15 protein-coding genes and 1 tRNA gene are annotated in these 17,057 nt (G+C 72.8%); 3 read left to right on the top strand and 13 right to left on the bottom strand.

Translation table 11 applies throughout. From position 1 onward, the window contains the following. Window positions 1-75: 75 nt before the first annotated feature. From AB852_RS04505 to AB852_RS04480, 5 genes are read right to left on the bottom strand one after another with little or no spacing between them, the layout of a single operon-like run. Complete coding sequence (locus tag AB852_RS04505; protein WP_073783718.1) at window positions 76-714, bottom strand: class II aldolase/adducin family protein; 639 nt, start codon at window positions 712-714, stop codon at window positions 76-78. Next, on the bottom strand, window positions 711-2,360 hold the full coding sequence (locus AB852_RS40510; RefSeq protein ID WP_079184287.1) for a four-carbon acid sugar kinase family protein: 1,650 nt from the start codon (window positions 2,358-2,360) through the stop codon (window positions 711-713). Before AB852_RS40510 ends, AB852_RS04505 begins: the two co-directional genes overlap by 4 nt. Then, window positions 2,357-3,217 carry a hypothetical protein gene (locus AB852_RS04490; protein ID WP_245876604.1) on the bottom strand — a complete coding sequence of 287 codons (861 nt, stop codon included), beginning with the start codon at window positions 3,215-3,217 and terminating at the stop codon, window positions 2,357-2,359. Before AB852_RS04490 ends, AB852_RS40510 begins: the two co-directional genes overlap by 4 nt. Continuing rightward, window positions 3,214-4,095: a hydroxypyruvate isomerase family protein gene (locus AB852_RS04485; RefSeq protein ID WP_073783716.1), complete on the bottom strand. Its 882-nt coding sequence runs from the start codon at window positions 4,093-4,095 to the stop codon at window positions 3,214-3,216. The genes AB852_RS04490 and AB852_RS04485 overlap by 4 nt, the downstream gene beginning before the upstream one ends. Beyond that, the gene (locus tag AB852_RS04480; RefSeq protein ID WP_073783714.1) at window positions 4,095-5,108 is read right to left on the bottom strand and encodes a phosphoglycerate dehydrogenase; all 1,014 of its coding nucleotides are present in this window, start codon (window positions 5,106-5,108) and stop codon (window positions 4,095-4,097) included. Before AB852_RS04480 ends, AB852_RS04485 begins: the two co-directional genes overlap by 1 nt. 143 nt (window positions 5,109-5,251) lie before the next feature. Here AB852_RS04480 and AB852_RS04475 point away from each other — a divergent pair, with 143 nt between their 5' ends. Continuing rightward, the gene (locus AB852_RS04475; RefSeq protein ID WP_073783712.1) at window positions 5,252-5,932 is read left to right on the top strand and encodes a GntR family transcriptional regulator; all 681 of its coding nucleotides are present in this window, start codon (window positions 5,252-5,254) and stop codon (window positions 5,930-5,932) included. A 316-nt stretch (window positions 5,933-6,248) separates the two neighbouring features. Here the strand turns inward: AB852_RS04475 and AB852_RS04470 are convergent. The 7 genes from AB852_RS04470 to galU all read right to left on the bottom strand — a co-directional run bounded on the left by AB852_RS04470 (window position 6,249) and on the right by galU (window position 12,635). Next, window positions 6,249-6,322, bottom strand: a tRNA-Ala gene (locus AB852_RS04470). Window positions 6,323-6,565: 243 nt separating this feature from the next. Beyond that, window positions 6,566-8,125 (bottom strand): gephyrin-like molybdotransferase receptor GlpR, encoded by a 1,560-nt coding sequence (locus AB852_RS04465; RefSeq protein ID WP_073783710.1) that lies wholly within the window; start codon window positions 8,123-8,125, stop codon window positions 6,566-6,568. Between the two features lie 183 nt (window positions 8,126-8,308). Beyond that, window positions 8,309-8,941, bottom strand: coding sequence for a GNAT family N-acetyltransferase (locus AB852_RS04460; RefSeq protein WP_245876670.1), 633 nt, complete (start codon window positions 8,939-8,941; stop codon window positions 8,309-8,311). A gap of 23 nt (window positions 8,942-8,964) precedes the next feature. Further along, window positions 8,965-9,579 (bottom strand): MogA/MoaB family molybdenum cofactor biosynthesis protein, encoded by a 615-nt coding sequence (locus AB852_RS04455; RefSeq protein ID WP_073783708.1) that lies wholly within the window; start codon window positions 9,577-9,579, stop codon window positions 8,965-8,967. Next, window positions 9,576-10,088 (bottom strand): cyclic pyranopterin monophosphate synthase MoaC, encoded by a 513-nt coding sequence (gene moaC, locus AB852_RS04450; RefSeq protein ID WP_073783707.1) that lies wholly within the window; start codon window positions 10,086-10,088, stop codon window positions 9,576-9,578. Before moaC ends, AB852_RS04455 begins: the two co-directional genes overlap by 4 nt. A 311-nt stretch (window positions 10,089-10,399) precedes the next feature. Next, complete coding sequence (glp, locus tag AB852_RS04445) at window positions 10,400-11,689, bottom strand: molybdotransferase-like divisome protein Glp (RefSeq protein ID WP_073785409.1); 1,290 nt, start codon at window positions 11,687-11,689, stop codon at window positions 10,400-10,402. A gap of 43 nt (window positions 11,690-11,732) precedes the next feature. Then, window positions 11,733-12,635 (bottom strand): UTP--glucose-1-phosphate uridylyltransferase GalU, encoded by a 903-nt coding sequence (galU, locus tag AB852_RS04440; protein ID WP_073783705.1) that lies wholly within the window; start codon window positions 12,633-12,635, stop codon window positions 11,733-11,735. A gap of 94 nt (window positions 12,636-12,729) precedes the next feature. Here galU and AB852_RS04435 point away from each other — a divergent pair, with 94 nt between their 5' ends. Continuing rightward, on the top strand, window positions 12,730-13,371 hold the full coding sequence (locus tag AB852_RS04435; protein ID WP_073783702.1) for a 5-formyltetrahydrofolate cyclo-ligase: 642 nt from the start codon (window positions 12,730-12,732) through the stop codon (window positions 13,369-13,371). Between the two features lie 366 nt (window positions 13,372-13,737). After that, complete coding sequence (locus tag AB852_RS04430; RefSeq protein ID WP_073783700.1) at window positions 13,738-13,974, top strand: hypothetical protein; 237 nt, start codon at window positions 13,738-13,740, stop codon at window positions 13,972-13,974. 224 nt (window positions 13,975-14,198) lie between these two features. On the opposite strand, the gene AB852_RS04425 is transcribed toward AB852_RS04430, so the two are convergent. After that, entirely contained in the window at window positions 14,199-16,955 is a 2,757-nt protein-coding gene (locus AB852_RS04425) for a penicillin acylase family protein (protein ID WP_073783698.1), read from the bottom strand. Window positions 16,956-17,057: the final 102 nt, after the last annotated feature.

The following is a 17,057-nucleotide window of genomic DNA, read 5'->3' as shown; positions in this document are numbered from 1 at the left end:
CAAGGGTGGGGGAACGGGTGCTTCCGGGCTGTCCCGGGGTGTCCGCTCGGTCCCCACGGTGTTCGGGGGGGTGGTTCAGTGGGAGGCGGGGCGCAGCGCGGCTCGCTGGGCCCGTGTCAGCGGACGGGTCGGAGCGCCGCGCAGCAGCAGGAAGAGCTTCGCCGTCTCCTCGATCTCCTCGGCCGTCTCCAGCGCGCGCTCCGGGTCGGCCGCGGCGGCGACCGGTCCGTGGTTGCTCAGGAGGAGCGCGGGATGCTCCCGGGCCGACGCCTCGACGGCGGCGGCCATCCGGCTGTCGCCGGGGGCGAAGTACGGCAGCATCGGGAGGGTGCCGACGCGCATCGCGTAGTAGGCGGTCAGCGGCGGCAGGACGTCCCGCCGGTCGAGCCGGGCCAGGCACGAGACGGCCGCCGCGTGGGTGGAGTGGGTGTGCACCACGGCGCCGGCGTCCGGCCTGGCGCGGAGCATCGCGGCATGCAGGAACGCCTCCTTGGAGGGCCTGGGACCGCGGACGTGGGCTCCGCCCGCGTCGATGACGGACAGTTCCCCGGCGCGCACGGTGGCCAGGCTCGACCCCGTGGGTGTCACCAGGATGTGCTCACCGGCGCGCACCGAGACATTGCCCGTGCTCCCATGCGTCAGCGAACGGTCGGCGACGGCCCGCGCGGTGGCGATGAGGCGGTCACGCTCGTCCGCGTGATCCAGCCCGCTCATATGCCGTCCGTCCGTTCCGCGCGGGAGGCGGAGGCGTCGGTGAGCAGGCCGGGTCCGCCGAAGTTGCCGGACTTGAGCAGCAGCGCCAAGGGGCGCTCGCCCAGCGGGTGGATCCAGGGCACCCCGCGCGCGGCCTCGGCGCCGACCCGCGCGCCGGTGACCCCGAGCGCGGCGACGACGGCTCCGGACGTCTCACCCCCGGCGGCGACCAGCCTGCGCACCCCGCGCTCGACCAGTCCGGCCGCGACGAGACCTGTCGCCTTCTCCAGCAGGGCCGCCGACCGCTCCACGCCCAGCACCCGCTGTGTCTCGCGGAGCCTTTCGGGGGCGGCCGAGGAGTAGAGGACGGGCGCGCCGCCACCCGCGGGCAGCGCGTCGTACCAGGCGAGCGCGGCGTCGGCGAGCGCCACGGGATCGGGTACGGCCACCGGGTCGAGGCGGTACGCGGGCCTCCCCTCGTCGAGGAGCGCCGCGAGCTGCTCCAGGGTGCGGCGGGAACAGCTCCCGCTCAGCACGGCGGCCGGTCCGTCCGGCGGCCCGGAGATGTCCACGGCGTCCGGGCCGTCCGGGGCATCCGGGGCGTCGGCGGCACCCGGGGCGTCGGCGGCATCCGGGGCGTCGGCGATGTGGCTCCCGTCGGCGGCGTTCCTCCCGTCGGCGGCCTCGCCCTGACCGGCACCCGACGGACGTTCAGCACCCGGCGCACGTTCAGCACCCGGCGCGGGTCCAGCACCCGAAGGCCGTCCAGCGCCCGGAACCCGCCCCGCGCCCGGCGAACGCCCCGCGCGCTCCTCCGCGTACGCGTGCGCCAGACCTGCGGCCAGTCCGGCGGCGCCCGCGACGAGCGGTGAACCGAGGGCGGCCCGGCCGAGCGTGCGCAGATCGCTCTCGTCGATACCGTCGGCCAGTACGTAGCGCGCGCCGCGCGCCCCGGCGCCCGCCAGCGCGTCACGCACCGCCGCCGCGCCCTCCCGTACCGTCCCGAGCCCGATGAGGGCCACCCGTTCGCGGGTCTGGGCCCGCAGCAGCCTGGGCAGGTTCGAGTCCGTCATGGGGGTCACCGGGTGGTCGCGCATATGCGACTCACCGAGCAGGACGCCGTCCACGAAGAGACAGCCCTGGTACTGGGTCCGCAGATGCTCCGGCGAACTCGGGGTCAGCGGCACGGTGTCGGCGCCCGTCGCCTCGGCCAGCCGGTCCAGGACCGGGCCGATGTTGCCGCGCGGGGTGGAGTCGAAGGTCGAGCAGAACTTGAAGTAGATCTGCCCGGCGCCCTGTCCGCGCAGCCATTCCAGCGCGTCCAGGGACGAGGCGACCGCGTCGGCCGCGGGCACCATCCGGCTCTTCAGCGCGACGACCAGCGCGTCGTGCTCGGGCAACGGGTCCGCGTCGGCCCCGTGCGCCCCCTCCCCCGTACGACCCGGCGCACCCGTACGGTCCGCCCCACCCGTACGGCCTGGCACCTCCGTACCGTCCGGCACACCCGTACCGTCCGGCACGCCGAAGAACAACAGGGTGCGGAGTCCGGCGCGGCGCAGCGCCACGGCGACGTCCGTCGCACCGGTGAAGTCGTCCGCGATGACCCCGAGCGGCGCGTCGGCGCGGGTGCCGTCCGCCTGGTGGTGACTGTTTCGGCGCTGGGTCATAGGGGACTCCCGGTGAGGGCGGAGCGCAGGGCGGCGGCCGCGGCCTGCGGGCCGGAGACGACGGGCACACCGAGCGCGGTGGACAGCGACGCGGCGGCGGGTGCGAGCGAGTACTGGGCGAGCAGTACGACGTCGGCGCCGGTGAGGTGCGGCAGGCATGCGTCGCGCAGCGCGTCGCGGAGCGCGGGAAGGTTCCCCTCGCGAGCCGCGTCGAACGCGTCGGGCGCGACCACACCGACCACTTCCGCCCCCGAACCGGACGCCGCTGAGCCGACCGCGGCCGGGGCGGCGACCGCAGAGCCGACCCTCGCCGAGGCAGCCGCCACCGAAGCGGCCGAAGCAGCCGATGCCTCCGATGCGGCCGATGCCGCCGAGAAGCGAGCCACCGAGTCCCGCATCGCGGTCTCGAAGGAGGCGAGCACCAGCACCCGGCCTGTCCCGGAGGACAGCGCCAGCGCCCGCTCGAAGGCGGCGGTGTCGGGCGCCAGCAACGGGACCGGGGTGTCGACCGTTTCGGTGACCGACCCGTACAACGAGCAGGTCAGCAGCACTCCGTCGGCCCCACCGGCCAGGGCATGGCCGATCAGCCGCCGCATCCGGTCCACGAGGGCCGGGGGCAGCGGACCGTCCTGCGGCGCGTCGGCCAGCAGCCGGTCGTCCAGCAGGCTCCAGGGCTCGGCCGCCGGGAACTCCTCGGCCAGTCCCGCGACGGCCGGGGCCATGGCGGTGGGAGTGGCGCTGATCAACGCGATCCTCGGTGCGCGAACGGGATCGTCCGCCGACGCGTGGGCGTTGTCCGCCGGTGCGCGGGTGGGGTCCGCGGGCGCGTGAGCGCGGTCCGCCGCGGTGCCGCTCATCGGCCCCCCTCGGCGGAGGCCGTGGAGACCGTCGAGGCCGCTGACGCCACTGAGGCCGACGAGGTCGCCGAGGTCGACGCCGTCCCGGCGTGCTCGGTGACCCAGGAGAGACCGTTCACCGTGCCGTTCGCCGGGCGGTACTCGCAGCCGATCCAGCCCGGGTACGAGGCGTCCAGCAGTGTGCCGAAGACCCGCGGCCAGGCGATCTCGCCGCTGCCCGGCTCCGTGCGTTCCGGCGGGTCGGCGATCTGGATGTGCCGGACCAGGGGCAGTCGCTCGCGCAGCGTCGAGACGAGGTCGCCCTCCTGGACCTGTACGTGGTAGAGGTCCAGGAGCAGCCCGATCCCGTCCCCGCCGAGCGCTTCCACGACCGCGGCGGCCCGTGCCTGGGTGTCCAGCAGGAATCCGGGCACGTCACGGCTGTTCTGTGCCTCCAGGACGAGGCACACCCCCGTGCCCCGCGCGCGTTCGACGGCCCAGGCGAGGTTGGCGACGAACGTGGCGAAGGCGCGGTCGTGGCCGACACCGGCCGGACGTATGCCGCCCAGCACATGCAGGAAGTCGCTGCCCAGCTCGACCGCGTAGTCGAGACCGCGCTCCAGGTCGGCGCGGAACCGGTCGGAGTGGCCGGGCAGACAGGCCACACCCGCCCGCTCCGGCGAACCGGGCTCGCCCATCGGCGCGTTGATCAGCACCTGGCTCAGCCCCGCGTCGGCGAGCCGCCGTCGCAGCCGGGCGGCCGGGTACGGGTAGGGGTCGGCGTACTCGACGGCGGTGAACCCGGCGGTGGCCGCGGCGTCGAACCGTTCCTCGAAGGGGACCTCGGTGAACAGCCACTTGAGGTTGGCGTCGAAGCGCAGCCCGTTCGGCGCGCGCATCAGCGTGCTCCGGCGGTGGCGGGGCTCACGCTGTCGGGGTTGACCAGGTGTTCCGGGGTGCGCCCGGCGAGCAGTTCGACCACGTGCCGGGCGGCCATGGCACCGGACCTGGCGCGGGCCTCGACCGTGGCGGCGGCGATGTGCGCGGTCACGATGACGCTGTCGAGCGCGCGGAGCCTGCTGTCGGCGGGCAGCGGTTCCCGCTCGGTCACGTCCAGCGCGGCGCCCGCCAGCCGGCCCGCCTCCACCGCGTCGGCGAGCGCGTCCTCGTCCACGACCCCGCCCCGGGCGGTGTTGATCAGATACGCGTCGGGCTTCATCCGGCGCAGCGCGGCGGCGTCGATCAGATGCCGGGTCGTCTCGTCCAGGGAGATGTGCAGGGTCAGGAAGTCGGCCGCCGCCAGTACGTCGTCGAGGGGCAGCGCCTCGACGCCGGTCTCCGTCAGGAAGTCCTCGTCCAGCCAGGGGTCGTGGGCGACGACGCGCATACCGAGGGCGAGTGCCGCGCGGGCGACGGTCCTGCCGATGGAGCCGAGGCCGACGACGCCGAGCGTGGCGCCGCGCAGTTCCCGGCCGCTCTCCTGCGTCCAGCCGCCACCGCGCACGGCGGCGAGGTTCTGCGGGATACGGCGGGCGCCGTTCAGCATCAGCGCCAGGACGTGTTCGGCGACGGAGACCCGGTTGGTCCCCGGGGTGATGGCGACCGCGACCCCGTGCCGGGTCGCCGCCTCGACGTCGATGTTGTCGTAGCCGACGCCGCAGCGGCTGAGGATCCTCAGTCCGGGAGCCGCTTCGATGACCTCGGCGGAGAAGGCGTCGGTGCCGGCGACGACACCCGCCACATCCGCGACGCATTCCGCCAGCGTGGTCCCGGCGGCCTCCCGGTCGGCGCGCCGGGCGAAGACCGGGTCCAGGCCGGCGTCCCGCAGGATGCGGTCGACCGCGCCACCGGGCTCCAGATACGGCGTTGTCACGAGTACACGAAGCGCACGTTCCTTGGGGGGCTGGGTCATGAGGGTCCTCTGCGTTCTGCGGGGGCACGGCCAGTGAGCGTCTGGACTATAGTATAGGATTTCATAAAAGACTATAGGGCTCATGCGTACGCGTGATCGAGAAGGAGGGGCCGCGCTACCATCGGGCGACAAAGGAGACTCGCATGGCTACGCGCCCGTCCGATCGGCAACCGTTGGCCGATCAGATGTACGAAGTGCTGCTCGGGCAGTTCATGGACGGACTGTGGTCACCGGGCCGGCCGCTCAACATCGGCGCCCTCTCCCGCGAACTGAACGTCAGCCAGACGCCCCTGCGTGAGGCGCTCGCCCGGCTCGAACACACCGGCCTGGTACGCCGCGAGGCGCTCAAGGGCTACCGCGTGGCCCCGCTCTTCAGCGAGACCGAGCTGATCAAGCTGATGGACGCGCGACTGGTGCTGGAACCGACCCTCACCTACGAGGCGGGCCGCCGGACCACCCCCGAGTTCCTCCAGGACGTCGCCGACAGCATCGAGGAGTTGCGGCGCTGCGCGACCGGGGACGGCCCGCCGTCGGTACGCGCCTATCTGTCGGCCGACGAGCGCTTCCACTTCCTGATCGCCAAGCAGTCGGCCAACCCCTTCCTGGAGTCGGCGTACCGCTCGCTGAGCGGCCATGTGCAGCGCTTTCGCCTCTTCACCGAACTCGGCTCCTCCGACGCGGAGTCACCCGCGCGCGAGCACACCGCCGTCCACGAGGCGCTGACCGCGGGGGACGCCGAGGGCGCGGCCGAGCGGATGCGGCAGCACATCGAGAACGCGAAGGCCCGCGCGTTGAAGGACCGTCAGGCCGTGTCGAGCGGCTGACGGCCCCGCCGCGCGCCGGAATCCGCCGCACCTGGGTCGCTTCGCCGGGGTCCCGGTGCGCCGGGTTGGGCCGGCCCGGCGGAAGGGCTGGACGGTCGGGGCGGCGCTGGATGAACTGCTGGAGGCCATCGCCCGGCGGTTGGGCCGGAGCTGGCGACGGCGCCGCAGGACCGCAGGCACGTCGGCCGGCCAGATCGGTGCGACCTTCACCGCGGGAGGTCGGAGGTCCCCGGAAACGACGAAATCCCGCCCGATCAAAAGACCGGACGGGACCCCGTCAACCATTCCCGAGCTGACTCAGGAACAGCCATGTGCGTGGACCTGTGGGGATTTGAACCCCAGACCCCCTCGATGCGAACGAGGTGCGCTACCAGACTGCGCCACAGGCCCTTGCAACGAGTGAAACTCTAGCATCCCCGTCGCGGTGCTCGGAAATCCGCTCCCGCACCCTCCCCGGCCTGGTCAGAGGCGGGCGCCCCGCATCCACGCGAGGCCCCGGGGAGACCCCCGGCACCACGCGCCCGACACCGGCAGGCGGCAGGCGGCAGGCGGCAGGCGGCAGGCGGCAGGCGGCAGGCGGCAGGCGGCAGGCGGCAGGCGGCAGGCGGCAGGCGAGGATGCTCTCCCCCGCCGCTACTCGTTGGCCGCGCGCGGGCGGCCCTTCTCCTCGTACTGGTCGAAGAGCGGCGTGCGTCCCCGTTCGCGGGACCGGCGCGCGGAGGCGGCGCGGCGGGCGTCGCTGCGCTCGTCGCCGTCCTCCAGGTCGTCGTCGAGGCCGGGGTCGATGTCCGCGTCATGGCCGGGGGAGACCTGCGGGTCCGTCCCCGAGGCCGTCGGCTCGGCGGTACTTGAGCGTGCGGAGCTCCACGCGTCCGGCGCGCCGAGGTCCACTCCCGACGTGGCCCGAGGGGCGACGGGGGCGGTCACATAGGTGGGCAGCGGCACGGGGACCGGGTCCCAGCTCTCCCCCTGCGCCGGGCCCTGCTGGCGCTCCCGCTGCTGGTCGACCCACTCGGCGTGGTCGGTCTGCTCGACGAGCGCGCGCCGGTCGGCGGCGAGAGCCGAGAGACCGGGGTCGGTCGATACGCCCACCGCCTCGCCCTCCGGTTCGTCCACGACGGACGTCTCGGGCTGCGGGCGCCGCCTGGGCTGACGCGCCCGGAGTCGCTGCGCGGCGATCTCCGCCTGGCGGCGGTCCATGACGTAGGCGAACCGTCGGCGCTCCTGGCCGCGCAGATACGCGATGTACGAGCTGAGCAGGACGGCGGGCAGCGCGGGCGCCCACAGGAAGGTGAGGCCGCCGACCGCCGCGACGACGGCGCCACAGGTGAACGTCAGGAACAGGATCACGGTCGTCCGGCGCCGTCGCGCGAGCACCTTGGAGCGCCGCGCGCGTGCGGCGGCCTCCGCGGTCGGGCGCCCGCGCGCGGGCGCCTGCTTGCCCGACCGCCTCGCGGCCTCCGCCGACGGCTGGTCGGACGGGACGCCGTCCCTCCGGGACCGCCGACGCGACATCGGCACCTTCGCGCGCGCGGAGGCGGCGGTCCCCTGTGCGCCGATACGCGCGGCGGGGTCCTGCGTACGGGCGCTGTTGCCGTCGCGCACGTCCGCGTGCACCTCACCGCGGCGGGACACGCGCGCGGCCTCGTGCCGGGCGGCTTCCTGCCGGGCCGTCGCGTCACGTTCCTGCCGGGCGGCTTCCTGCCGCGCGGACGCCTCACGTTCCTGGCGGGCCGACGCCTCACGTTCCTGCCTGGCGGACGCGTCCCGCTCGGCCTCCAGCCGCCCCGCCTCCTGGCGGGCCGCTTCCCTGCGGGCGGCGTCCTTGCGGACGGCCTCCAGCCGGGCGGCTTCCTTCCGGGCCGCGGCGGCCTCCTGCCGTGCGGCGGCGGCCTCCTCGCGGGAGGGTCCCGGAGGCATGGCGAAGGCCCGGACGTCCACCGAGTCGGTGACGTCGTCCGGGTCGGCGCCGGGTCCGGCGGACGGCTCGTCCTCCTCGGCCGAGCGCGCCCGCAGGTCCTTGGCGTAACGGCGCTCCATACCCGCGCGTCCGGAAAGGAACCGGATGGCGGTACTGAAGCGTTCCGTCGGACGGGCTTCGTTCAGCTCGTCCTGCCTACGGAGCCACATCGGCACCAAGTAGGCGGCCCAGGCCCCGACGATGACTGCGTAGATGAGGCCGCTGCTGCTCACGTCTCACACCGTAGAGGGGTTCACGTAGGGCCATCCGCCAATTGGGGCGGTGTGTCGCACGATCTGGCTGATATTCCGAACTTTTTTTGCGACTGATGCGATCAGCGGCCCGGTCCGGGGTGAGGAATTAGGCCGCCTGGCGCCCGGAGATGACCTCTTCGGGGCCAATATCGAACATACATTTCATTTCCAGGGAGGGCCCGGTGACTCCGGTCCTGTGCGGGGGCCGGTCCGGGAACGCGCCTGGTGCCAGCGGCGCAGCAGCCCTTCCGGGGCTTCTTCGGAGGTCAGCGCGTAGACCAGATGGTCACGCCACGCACCGTCGATATGGAGGTACCGGGGACGCATCCCCTCCTCCCGGAATCCGAGTTTCTCCACGACCCTGCGGCTGGGACCGTTCTCGGGACGAATACAGACCTCGATACGGTGCAGCCCGACCGTGCGGAAGCAGTGGTCCACGGCCAGTGCCACCGCGGTCGGCATCACCCCGCGTCCGGCGACTCCCTCGTCGACCCAGTAGCCGACGTGCGCCGAGCACATCGACCCCCAGGTGATGCCCGCGACCGTGAGCTGCCCCACCAGACGCCCCTGGTACTCGATGACGAAGGGCAGCATCCGCCCGGCGTTGGCCTCGGCCCGCAGATGGCGGACCATCTGCCGGTACGTGGGCCGGTGCGTGACCGGGCCGCTGGGGGTGGGCGGCGGGATGGTCGCCTCCCAGGGCCGCAGCCAGTCCCGGTTGCGACGGTTGACCTCACGCCAGGCGCGCTGGTCACGCAGCTTTATGGGGCGGAGGGCGATGTCACCGTCCGTCAGCTCCACCGGCCATGTGGGGGTGTTCAGCTTCGGCTCCCGGTCGGTCCTGGGCCGCCCTCGGCCGTTCCCCCCGGCGGCCGGGGGCGCTCCGCGGCGTGGGCGGTGTTCCCGTCGGGGGGCTGCGGGTGATCGCCCCCGCGCAGCTGGTCGACCGCGTGCCTCAGCAGGGGCTCCAGTACGACGAGTCCGTCCCGGACGCCGCCGGTGGAGCCGGGCAGGTTCACGATGAGGGTGCGCTCCGCGACACCGGCGAGTCCGCGGGACAGGGCGGCGGTGGGCACCTTCGGGCCGCCGTGGGCGCGGATGGCCTCCGGGATGCCGGGGACCGACCGGTCGATCACCCGTCCGGTCGCCTCCGGGGTCCGGTCGGTGGGCGAGATACCGGTGCCGCCCGTGGTGAGGATCACGTCGTAACGGGCCGCCACGCCCTGTCTGAGGGCCTCTTCGACCGGGTCGCCGTCCGGGACCACCCGGGGGCCGTCCACGGCGAAGCCGAGGGCGCTGAGCGCTTCGGCGATCACCGGCCCGCCCTTGTCGGGGTAGACCCCGGCGGCGGCGCGGTTGGACGCCGTCACGACCAGGGCCCGGTAGGGCACCGCCGCGCGGTCCGCGTCCCCGGCGCCGGGCGCGCCGCTCATGTGCGGCTCCAGTCGCCCGACCGTCCGCCGGTCTTCTGCTCGACCCGCACATCCGTGACGACGGCCGCCTTGTCGACGGCCTTCACCATGTCGACGACGGTGAGCGCGGCGACCGCGACCGCGGTCAGCGCCTCCATCTCGACACCGGTGCGGTCGGTGGTGCGGACCGTGGCGACGATCTCGACGGCGTCGTCCGCGACGGAGAGGTCCACGGTCACCCCGGACACGGCCAGCGGATGGCACAGCGGGATCAGGTCAGGGGTGCGCTTGGCGCCCATGATTCCGGCGATGCGTGCCGTGGCGAGGGCGTCGCCTTTGGGCACACCGTCGCCCCGCAGCAGGGCGACCACTTCGGGGTTCACCACGACCCGGCCGCTCGCGCGCGCGGTGCGCGCGGTGACGCTCTTGCCGGACACATCGACCATACGGGCCGCGCCGGCCGCGTCGATATGGGTGAGACGGCCCTCTTCAGGGGTGCCGGGGGTGTCCCCCCGGGGATTCGCGGTCATGTGCTGTGACGCTCCCGGTCCGGGCCCCCTCACGTGCGGCGCGCGGAGCCTGTGTGCGCGCTACCGTACCGCGCGCGGGGGCCCCGTCTCCCGCTGGACCACCCGGGAAGCGGGACACGGCAGCGGTACGGGTCCAGCAGGAGCCCGGGTCCGGCACGGGTCCGGGTCCGGGTCCGGCACGGGCACGGGTCGGGCCCCCGGGTCCGGCACGGTGGCGCCATGCCGTGAGGTAGGGCACCGGCACGGCGTGCGGTGCGGCCACCGGGTGCTGTGCCGCCCGGTGGGGCCGCCCGGTGGGGCCGTGCGGTCCTTCAGTCCAGCACCACGACGTCGACCTCGGTACCGGGCTCCACGGACACCGTGCGCTCGGGAACCACGATCAGCGCGTCGGCATGTGCCAGCGCGGCCACCAGATGGGAGCCCGCGCCGCCCACCGGCGTCACCTCACCCGCCTCGGCGTCGTACCGGCCACGCAGGAACTGCCTGCGCCCGTCGGGCGACGTGAGGGCCTTGTCGGCACGCAGCACCGCGCGCGCGGAGGGACGGTGGATGTCCCGCACGCCCATGAGGGTCCGGATAGCGGGCCGCGCGAACAGCTCGAAGGACACGTACGACGACACCGGGTTGCCGGGCAGCGCCAGCAGCGGTGTGTGGTCGGGGCCGATGGAACCGAAGCCCTGTGGCTTGCCGGGCTGCATGGCGAGCGTGCGGAAGTCGACCCCGCCGCCTTCCTCGTCCTCGTCGCCCACATGCGCGAGGGCTTCCTTCACGACGTCGTACGCGCCCACGCTGACACCACCCGTGGTGACGACGAGGTCCGCGCGGATGAGCTGGTCCTCGATGGTGGCGCGGAGCGTCTCCGCGTCATCGTCGACGGCGCCCACCCGGTAGGCGAGGGCGCCCGCCTCACGCGCGGCGGCGGTGAGGGCGAAGCTGTTGGCGTCGTAGACCTGGCCCTCGCCCAACGGCTCCCCCGGCTGGACGAGTTCACTGCCGGTGGACAGGACGACCACGCGCGGGCGCGGGCGCACCCGTACGGTGCCGCGGCCGATCGCGGCGAGCAGCGCGATCTGCGGGGCGCGCAGGACCGTCCCCGCCTCCAGCGCGCGGTCCCCGGCCCTGACATCGCTGCCCCGCGCGCGGACGTACGCGCGTGGTTGCGCGGCCCGGTGGATCCGCACCTGCCCGGACGCGCCCTCGGGGGCGGTGCTGTGCGCCCGCATACCGGACACCGCTCCGCCGCCGAGGCCACCGTCGGTCCACTCCACGGGAACGACCGCCTCGGCGCCGGGTGGCAGCGGCGCGCCGGTCATGATGCGCGCCGTCTGGCCAGGACCCACCGTGAGCGGGCCGCCCCGGCCCGCGGCCACGTCACCGATGACCGTGAGGACGGCCGGGAACTCCTCGCTCGCGCCCGCGACATCGGCGGCCCGGACGGCGTACCCGTCCATGGAGCTGTTGTCGAAGGGCGGCAGCGACACGGGCACGGTGACGTCGTCGACGAGGACACAGCCCTGGGCGTCGAGGAGCTGGAGCTCGATGGGCTCCAGGGGGCGGACGGTGCCGAGGATGTCCGCCAGATGCTCGGTCACCGACCACATACGGTCCTGGGTGGTGGCGTCGGTGGTCGTCCTGCTCAAGTCGCTACATCTCCTCGGTGACGTAACTGCGGAGCCAGGTCCGGAACTCCGGGCCCAGGTCCTCACGTTCGCACGCGAGTCTGACAATGGCACGCAGGTAGTCGCTGCGGTCGCCGGTGTCGTAGCGGCGTCCCTTGAAGACGACGCCGTGCACAGGGCCGCCGACCTTCTCGTCCAGGGCGAGCTGCTGGAGGGCGTCGGTGAGCTGGATCTCACCTCCCCGGCCCGGCTCGGTGCTGCGCAGTATGTCGAAGATGTGCGGGTCGAGCACATAGCGGCCGATGACGGCGAAGTTGCTGGGCGCGTCGGCCGGGTCGGGCTTCTCCACCAGACCGGTGACCCGGACGATGTCCGACTCGCCCGTGGCCTCCACCGCGGCGCAGCCGTAGAGGTGCACCTGCTCGGGCGCGACCTCCATGAGCGCGACGACACTGCCGCCGTGCTGCTCCTGGATGTCGACCATGCGGGCGAGCAGCGGGTCACGGGGGTCGATGAGGTCGTCACCGAGCAGGACGGCGAACGGTTCGTCGCCGACGTGCGGGGCCGCGCACAGGACCGCATGCCCGAGGCCCTTCGGGTCGCCCTGGCGCACATAGTGCATGGTGGCCAGGTCGCTGGACTCCTGCACCTTCGCGAGACGAGCGCGGTCGCCCTTCTTGGTGAGGGCTTCCTCCAGCTCGTAGTTGCGGTCGAAGTGGTCTTCCAGGGGACGCTTGTTGCGCCCGGTGACCATCAGGACGTCATCGAGTCCGGCAGCGACCGCTTCTTCGACCACGTACTGGATCGCCGGCTTGTCGACGACCGGCAGCATTTCCTTGGGCGTGGCCTTGGTCGCGGGCAGGAAGCGGGTGCCGAGGCCCGCGGCGGGGATGACGGCCTTGGTGATCCTGGAGTTCGACTGAGTCATGAACGTCACCCTAACCGGTGACAATGTAGAGAATCTGCGGGTCCGCAGAATTGATCCATATATGGGACGACATCGAGAGGTTTGCGCACTTATCATGAATCAGCCCCCCGGTGGAGCCGAGTCTGACAAGCGCGGGTTGCGCAAGGAGATCCTCGGGGCGAGGAAAAGGTTGCATCAGGATGACGTGCACAGGACGTCATCGGTTCTTGTCTCCCGCGCGCGGGAGCTCCCGGAGCTCTCCGAGGCGCGCACCGTCGCCGCGTACGTCTCCGTCGGCGGCGAACCGGGCACCCTGCCGCTGCTCGACGATCTGCACGCGCGCGGGGTGCGGGTCCTGCTGCCCGTGCTCCTCGACGACAACGACCTCGACTGGGGCCGCTACGAAGGTCCGGAGTCGCTCGCCGCGGTGCGGCACGCGGGCCGGATGACCCTCCTGGAGCCGCGCGGGCCCCGGCTCGGCCCGGACGCGGTGCTGGCGGCGGACGCCGTTCTGCTGCCCGGACTCGCGGTCGACCACCGCGGGATGCGGCTGGGGCGGGGCGGCGGCTCGTACGACCGGGTGCTCGCCCGGCTGGAGCGTTCGGACGCCGATCCCGCGCTGGTGGTCCTGCTGTACGACGCGGAGGTCCTCGCGCGGGTCCCCTCCGAGGCGCACGACCGGCCGGTGCACGCGGTGGTGACACCGTCGGGCATCCGTCGCTTCCCCGGTGGCGGCAAGGCACGGCGCGACACCTGACCGGCCGCGCACGACCCCGACCCCGCGCACGGCCTCGCCCCGGCCTCGCCCCGGCCCCGCGTCGGCCACCCACCGGCCCCATACCGGTCGCCCACAGGGTCCCGCACGTCTCCCCACCGGCCTCCACCGCACCACTGGAGCCCCTGGAGCCGCTGGACGGCCACAGGACGGCGCAACCCACCGCCCGGGGAGGGAAACGCCGTTCAGGGATCCCGCGGCCGCCAGAGGGCCACGCAGGCCCCGGCGGCACCCCCGTGGCCGGAGCGGGCCGCCCCGGCCGTCACGGGTCGGGCCACCGGGTTGACCGGCCCCGCCCGGACGGATGAGATCGCGTGCCCCCGGCCGCCCTCGGACGGTTGGCCCGGCATGACGAACACGTTCCGCTCGCTCTCCACCGTCGCCGTCCTCGCCGTCGGCGTACTGCTCCCCGGCGCGCACGCCGCCGTGGCCGACAGCGCGGTCGGCGCCGGGCCTGTCACCTCGGACGGCGTCGCGACCGCCGCGCAGACCGGTCTGGAGGTGGCCAGGACCTGCGGGCTGCCCACCCTGGCCGAACCCGGCGCCCTGGTCCAGAACTGCACCGACGGCTCCCTCGCCCGCTAGCGCCCACCCGTCGGCCGCCTCCGGCGAACCACCCCGTGCACGTACCGCCGACCGACTTCCCCGGCGAACGCCGAGTGGCCCCGCACACGCTGGTGCGGGGCCACTCGACTGTGCTCAGGACCGCGGCCGGGGCCCGATTGGTGCCGATCGGTGAGCCGTCGGACTCCACCGGCCGGGTCACGGCCGACGGGCCGCCGATGACGTTCGGCGGCGGCCCGTGCGGGTCAGGGACGCAGCGACAGGGTGTCCGTCGTGGCATCGGCCACGGCCTTCTCCGAGAAGGCCCAGTCGAGGAGCTCGCCCTTGACCCACTTGTCGGTCTGATCCGTGTAGTGCGCGTTGTACGCGTGACCGGAGGCCCCGGTGAGGTTGATCCACTTGGACTTGTCGAGATCGTCGAGGTTGACGACCATCCGCATCGAGGGCACCCAGACGACCTCGTAGCCGCCCGCCGCGTTCCAGCCGGTGGCGTCCACCGCGCCCTCGCCGCCGCCCAGGTTCCACGGACCGCGGTTGAGCGCGTACTTCAGGAAGCCGGGCCCCTCCGTACCAAGGGTCTGGTTCTCCAGGGTGAGCTGGTGCAGACGGCCCCAGCTCCAGCTGTCGATGTCCTTGCCGAGTTCGGCGGTGAGCTCCCACCGCGCGTCCTCCATGGCCCGCGCGAACAGCTGGTCACGGGTCGTCGTCTCACCGTCCGTGCGGGTCTTCGGGGCCTTCCACCAGTCGTTGTCCTCATCCTTGACGATCTTGCGGACGACCTCGAACCAGCGGTCACCGCCGTCGGGCTGCGCGGAGTCCGCGTCCCGTTCACCGCACTCGCGCACCAGCCGGTCCTCGTCGGCGGGACCGGTGTTCTCGGCCGGCTCCACGTTCAGGCACTGACCCTCGACACGCAGTTCCTTGGGCAGCTTGTCGCCGAACGACAGCTTCAGGATGTTGCGCCACACCGCGTTGAAGTACGCGGCGGCCGCGGAGTCCGGGGTCTGCGTGTAGTTCCAGCCCTCAAGCAGCTGCTGCGCCTCACGCACGTACTTGTCGGACACGTCGATCTTGAGCAGCATCGGTGTCAGCAGCTCGGCGATCTCGCTGCTGTTGTCCGTCTGCATCTGGCGCATGTCCTCGGTGGAGATCTTGCCGCCACCCTTGGTCTTCGCCACGATCAGGTCGGTGATGCGCTGGCTGCGCGCGCCGTAACCCCAGTCGGTGGTGAGCGTGTACGGGTACTTGTCCGGGTCGATGACGGCCTGGTTGGCGGTCACGATGTAGCCGCGGTCCGGGTTGTACTCGTAGGGCAGCTCGTCCTGGTCGATGGTCCCGGTCCAGGCGTACTCGGAGTCCCAGCCGGGCGCGGGCAGCGACCCGTCGTGGCGCTCCGCGCGCGTGGGGATCTTTCCGGGGGCCTGGTAGCCGATGCTGCCCTTGGTGTCCGCGTAGACGAGATTCTGCGACGGCACCTCGAAGTCGGCGGCGCCCGCGCGGAACTCGTCCCAGTTCTTCGCGCGGTTAATCGCGAAGACGGCGTCCATCGACTTGCCGGGGGTCAGCGCCGTCCAGCGCAGGGACACCCCGTAGCCGTCACCGCGGTCGGGCGCGGCACTGTCGACGGTGGCCTTCTTGCCGACCGTGACGAGTTCGTCGCTGCGGTCGGACAGCAGCGGCCCGTTCCTGGTCTCGCGGATGGTGATCGGCTTGGAGCCGCCACCGGCGACCCGGATGGTCTCCTTGCGCGTCTTGAATGGCAGCACCTTGCCGTCGTACTGGTAGCCGTCCGCGGTGAACTTCTCCAGGTACAGGTCGGTGACGTCGGCGCCCAGGTTGGTCATGCCCCAGGAGATGTCCTGGTTGTGGCCGATGATCACACCGGGCATCCCCGAGAAGGTGAAGCCGGAGACGTCGTACTGGCAGCTCTCGGAGAGGTTCCTGCAGTGCAGGCCCATCTGGTACCAGAGCGACGGCAGCTGGGGCGCGAGGTGGGGGTCGTTGGCGAGGAGCGGCTTGCCGGTGATGGTGTGCTTGCCCGCGACGACCCAGGAGTTGGAGCCGATGCCGTTGCCGTTGGGCCCGAACACCGCCGGGATGCCGTCCAGCGCCTCGGAGAGGCCCGCGAGCTGGCTCTGGAGGCCGTCAGGGGCCTCGGCGCCCCCCGCGAGGCCCGTGCCCGGCGTGCCGCCCGCCTGGCCCTGTGTGGCGCCTTCGGGGCTGAACTGGCGCGTGGCGTCGTCGTAGGCGCCTTCCTGGACGATCGCCTTGTTGCGGTCGAACGGGTACTCCGGGTACAGGTCCTTGATCTGCGCGGGGCCCAGACGGCTGGTCATCAGGGACCGGTCGATCTCGTCCTGCATGTTGCCGCGCAGGTCCCACGCCATCGCCTTGAGCCAGGCCATCGAGTCGACGGGGGTCCACGGCTGCGGCTTGTAGTCGTTGGTGAAGCCCAGGGCCGCGTACTCCAGGGAGATGTCCTTGCCCTCCTTGCCCGCGAGGTAGGAGTTGACGCCCTTCGCGTACGACTGGAGGTACTTCTTCGTCTGCGGCGAGACCTTGGAGTCGTACTCCTCCTGCGCGACGCGGTGCCAGCCGAGGGTGCGCAGGAACTCATCGGTCTTGATCTGGCTCTTGCCGAACATCTCCGAGAGGCGTCCGGAGGTCGTGTGCCGACGGACGTCCATCTCCCAGAAGCGGTCCTGTGCCTGCACATAGCCCTGTGCCATGAACAGGTCGTCGTCGGAGGACGCGTAGATCTGCGGGATGCCGTTGCCGTCCCGCTTCACGTCGACCGGACCGGCGAGCCCGTCGAGCTTGATGGAGCCCTTGGTCTGCGGGAAGGAGGCACGCACCGTGCTGACGCTCCAGTACGCGCCGTAGCCCACGCCGGCCACGATGGCCAGCACCAGCACGATGACGAACAGACGGCCTTTGCGGCCCTTCTTCCGGGCGGCCCTGCCGGCCTGCTGGCCGGAGGAGGCTGTGGTGTTGGCGGGCATCGCTGTCCTTGCTGTCCTTCGCGAGCGGCAGGGCGGTTTTCGGGCGGTGCGGGTCTCAGGAGCGGTCATGGGAGCGCTGGAGCAACCATAGGCGCAGCGCAC

Source organism: Streptomyces uncialis (genome assembly GCF_001905345.1).
Taxonomy (GTDB): domain Bacteria; phylum Actinomycetota; class Actinomycetes; order Streptomycetales; family Streptomycetaceae; genus Streptomyces; species Streptomyces uncialis.
The sequence above is the reverse complement of the archived record's forward strand: the minus strand, read 5'-3'. Positions and strand labels throughout refer to the sequence as shown.

Excerpts from the sequence above, each read along its gene's own strand:
- AB852_RS04505 (WP_073783718.1), bottom strand. The coding sequence starts at position 714 with ATGAGCGGGCTGGATCACGCGGACGAGCGTGACCGCCTCATCGCCACC.
- AB852_RS40510 (WP_079184287.1), bottom strand. The coding sequence starts at position 2,360 with ATGACCCAGCGCCGAAACAGTCACCACCAGGCGGACGGCACCCGCGCC.
- AB852_RS04490 (WP_245876604.1), bottom strand. The coding sequence starts at position 3,217 with ATGAGCGGCACCGCGGCGGACCGCGCTCACGCGCCCGCGGACCCCACC.
- AB852_RS04485 (WP_073783716.1), bottom strand. The coding sequence starts at position 4,095 with ATGCGCGCGCCGAACGGGCTGCGCTTCGACGCCAACCTCAAGTGGCTG.
- AB852_RS04480 (WP_073783714.1), bottom strand. The coding sequence starts at position 5,108 with ATGACCCAGCCCCCCAAGGAACGTGCGCTTCGTGTACTCGTGACAACG.
- AB852_RS04475 (WP_073783712.1), top strand. The coding sequence starts at position 5,252 with ATGGCTACGCGCCCGTCCGATCGGCAACCGTTGGCCGATCAGATGTAC.
- AB852_RS04455 (WP_073783708.1), bottom strand. The coding sequence starts at position 9,579 with ATGAGCGGCGCGCCCGGCGCCGGGGACGCGGACCGCGCGGCGGTGCCC.
- moaC (WP_073783707.1), bottom strand. The coding sequence starts at position 10,088 with ATGACCGCGAATCCCCGGGGGGACACCCCCGGCACCCCTGAAGAGGGC.
- glp (WP_073785409.1), bottom strand. The coding sequence starts at position 11,689 with ATGTGGTCGGTGACCGAGCATCTGGCGGACATCCTCGGCACCGTCCGC.
- galU (WP_073783705.1), bottom strand. The coding sequence starts at position 12,635 with ATGACTCAGTCGAACTCCAGGATCACCAAGGCCGTCATCCCCGCCGCG.
- AB852_RS04435 (WP_073783702.1), top strand. The coding sequence starts at position 12,730 with ATGAATCAGCCCCCCGGTGGAGCCGAGTCTGACAAGCGCGGGTTGCGC.
- AB852_RS04430 (WP_073783700.1), top strand. The coding sequence starts at position 13,738 with ATGACGAACACGTTCCGCTCGCTCTCCACCGTCGCCGTCCTCGCCGTC.
- AB852_RS04425 (WP_073783698.1), bottom strand. The coding sequence starts at position 16,955 with ATGCCCGCCAACACCACAGCCTCCTCCGGCCAGCAGGCCGGCAGGGCC.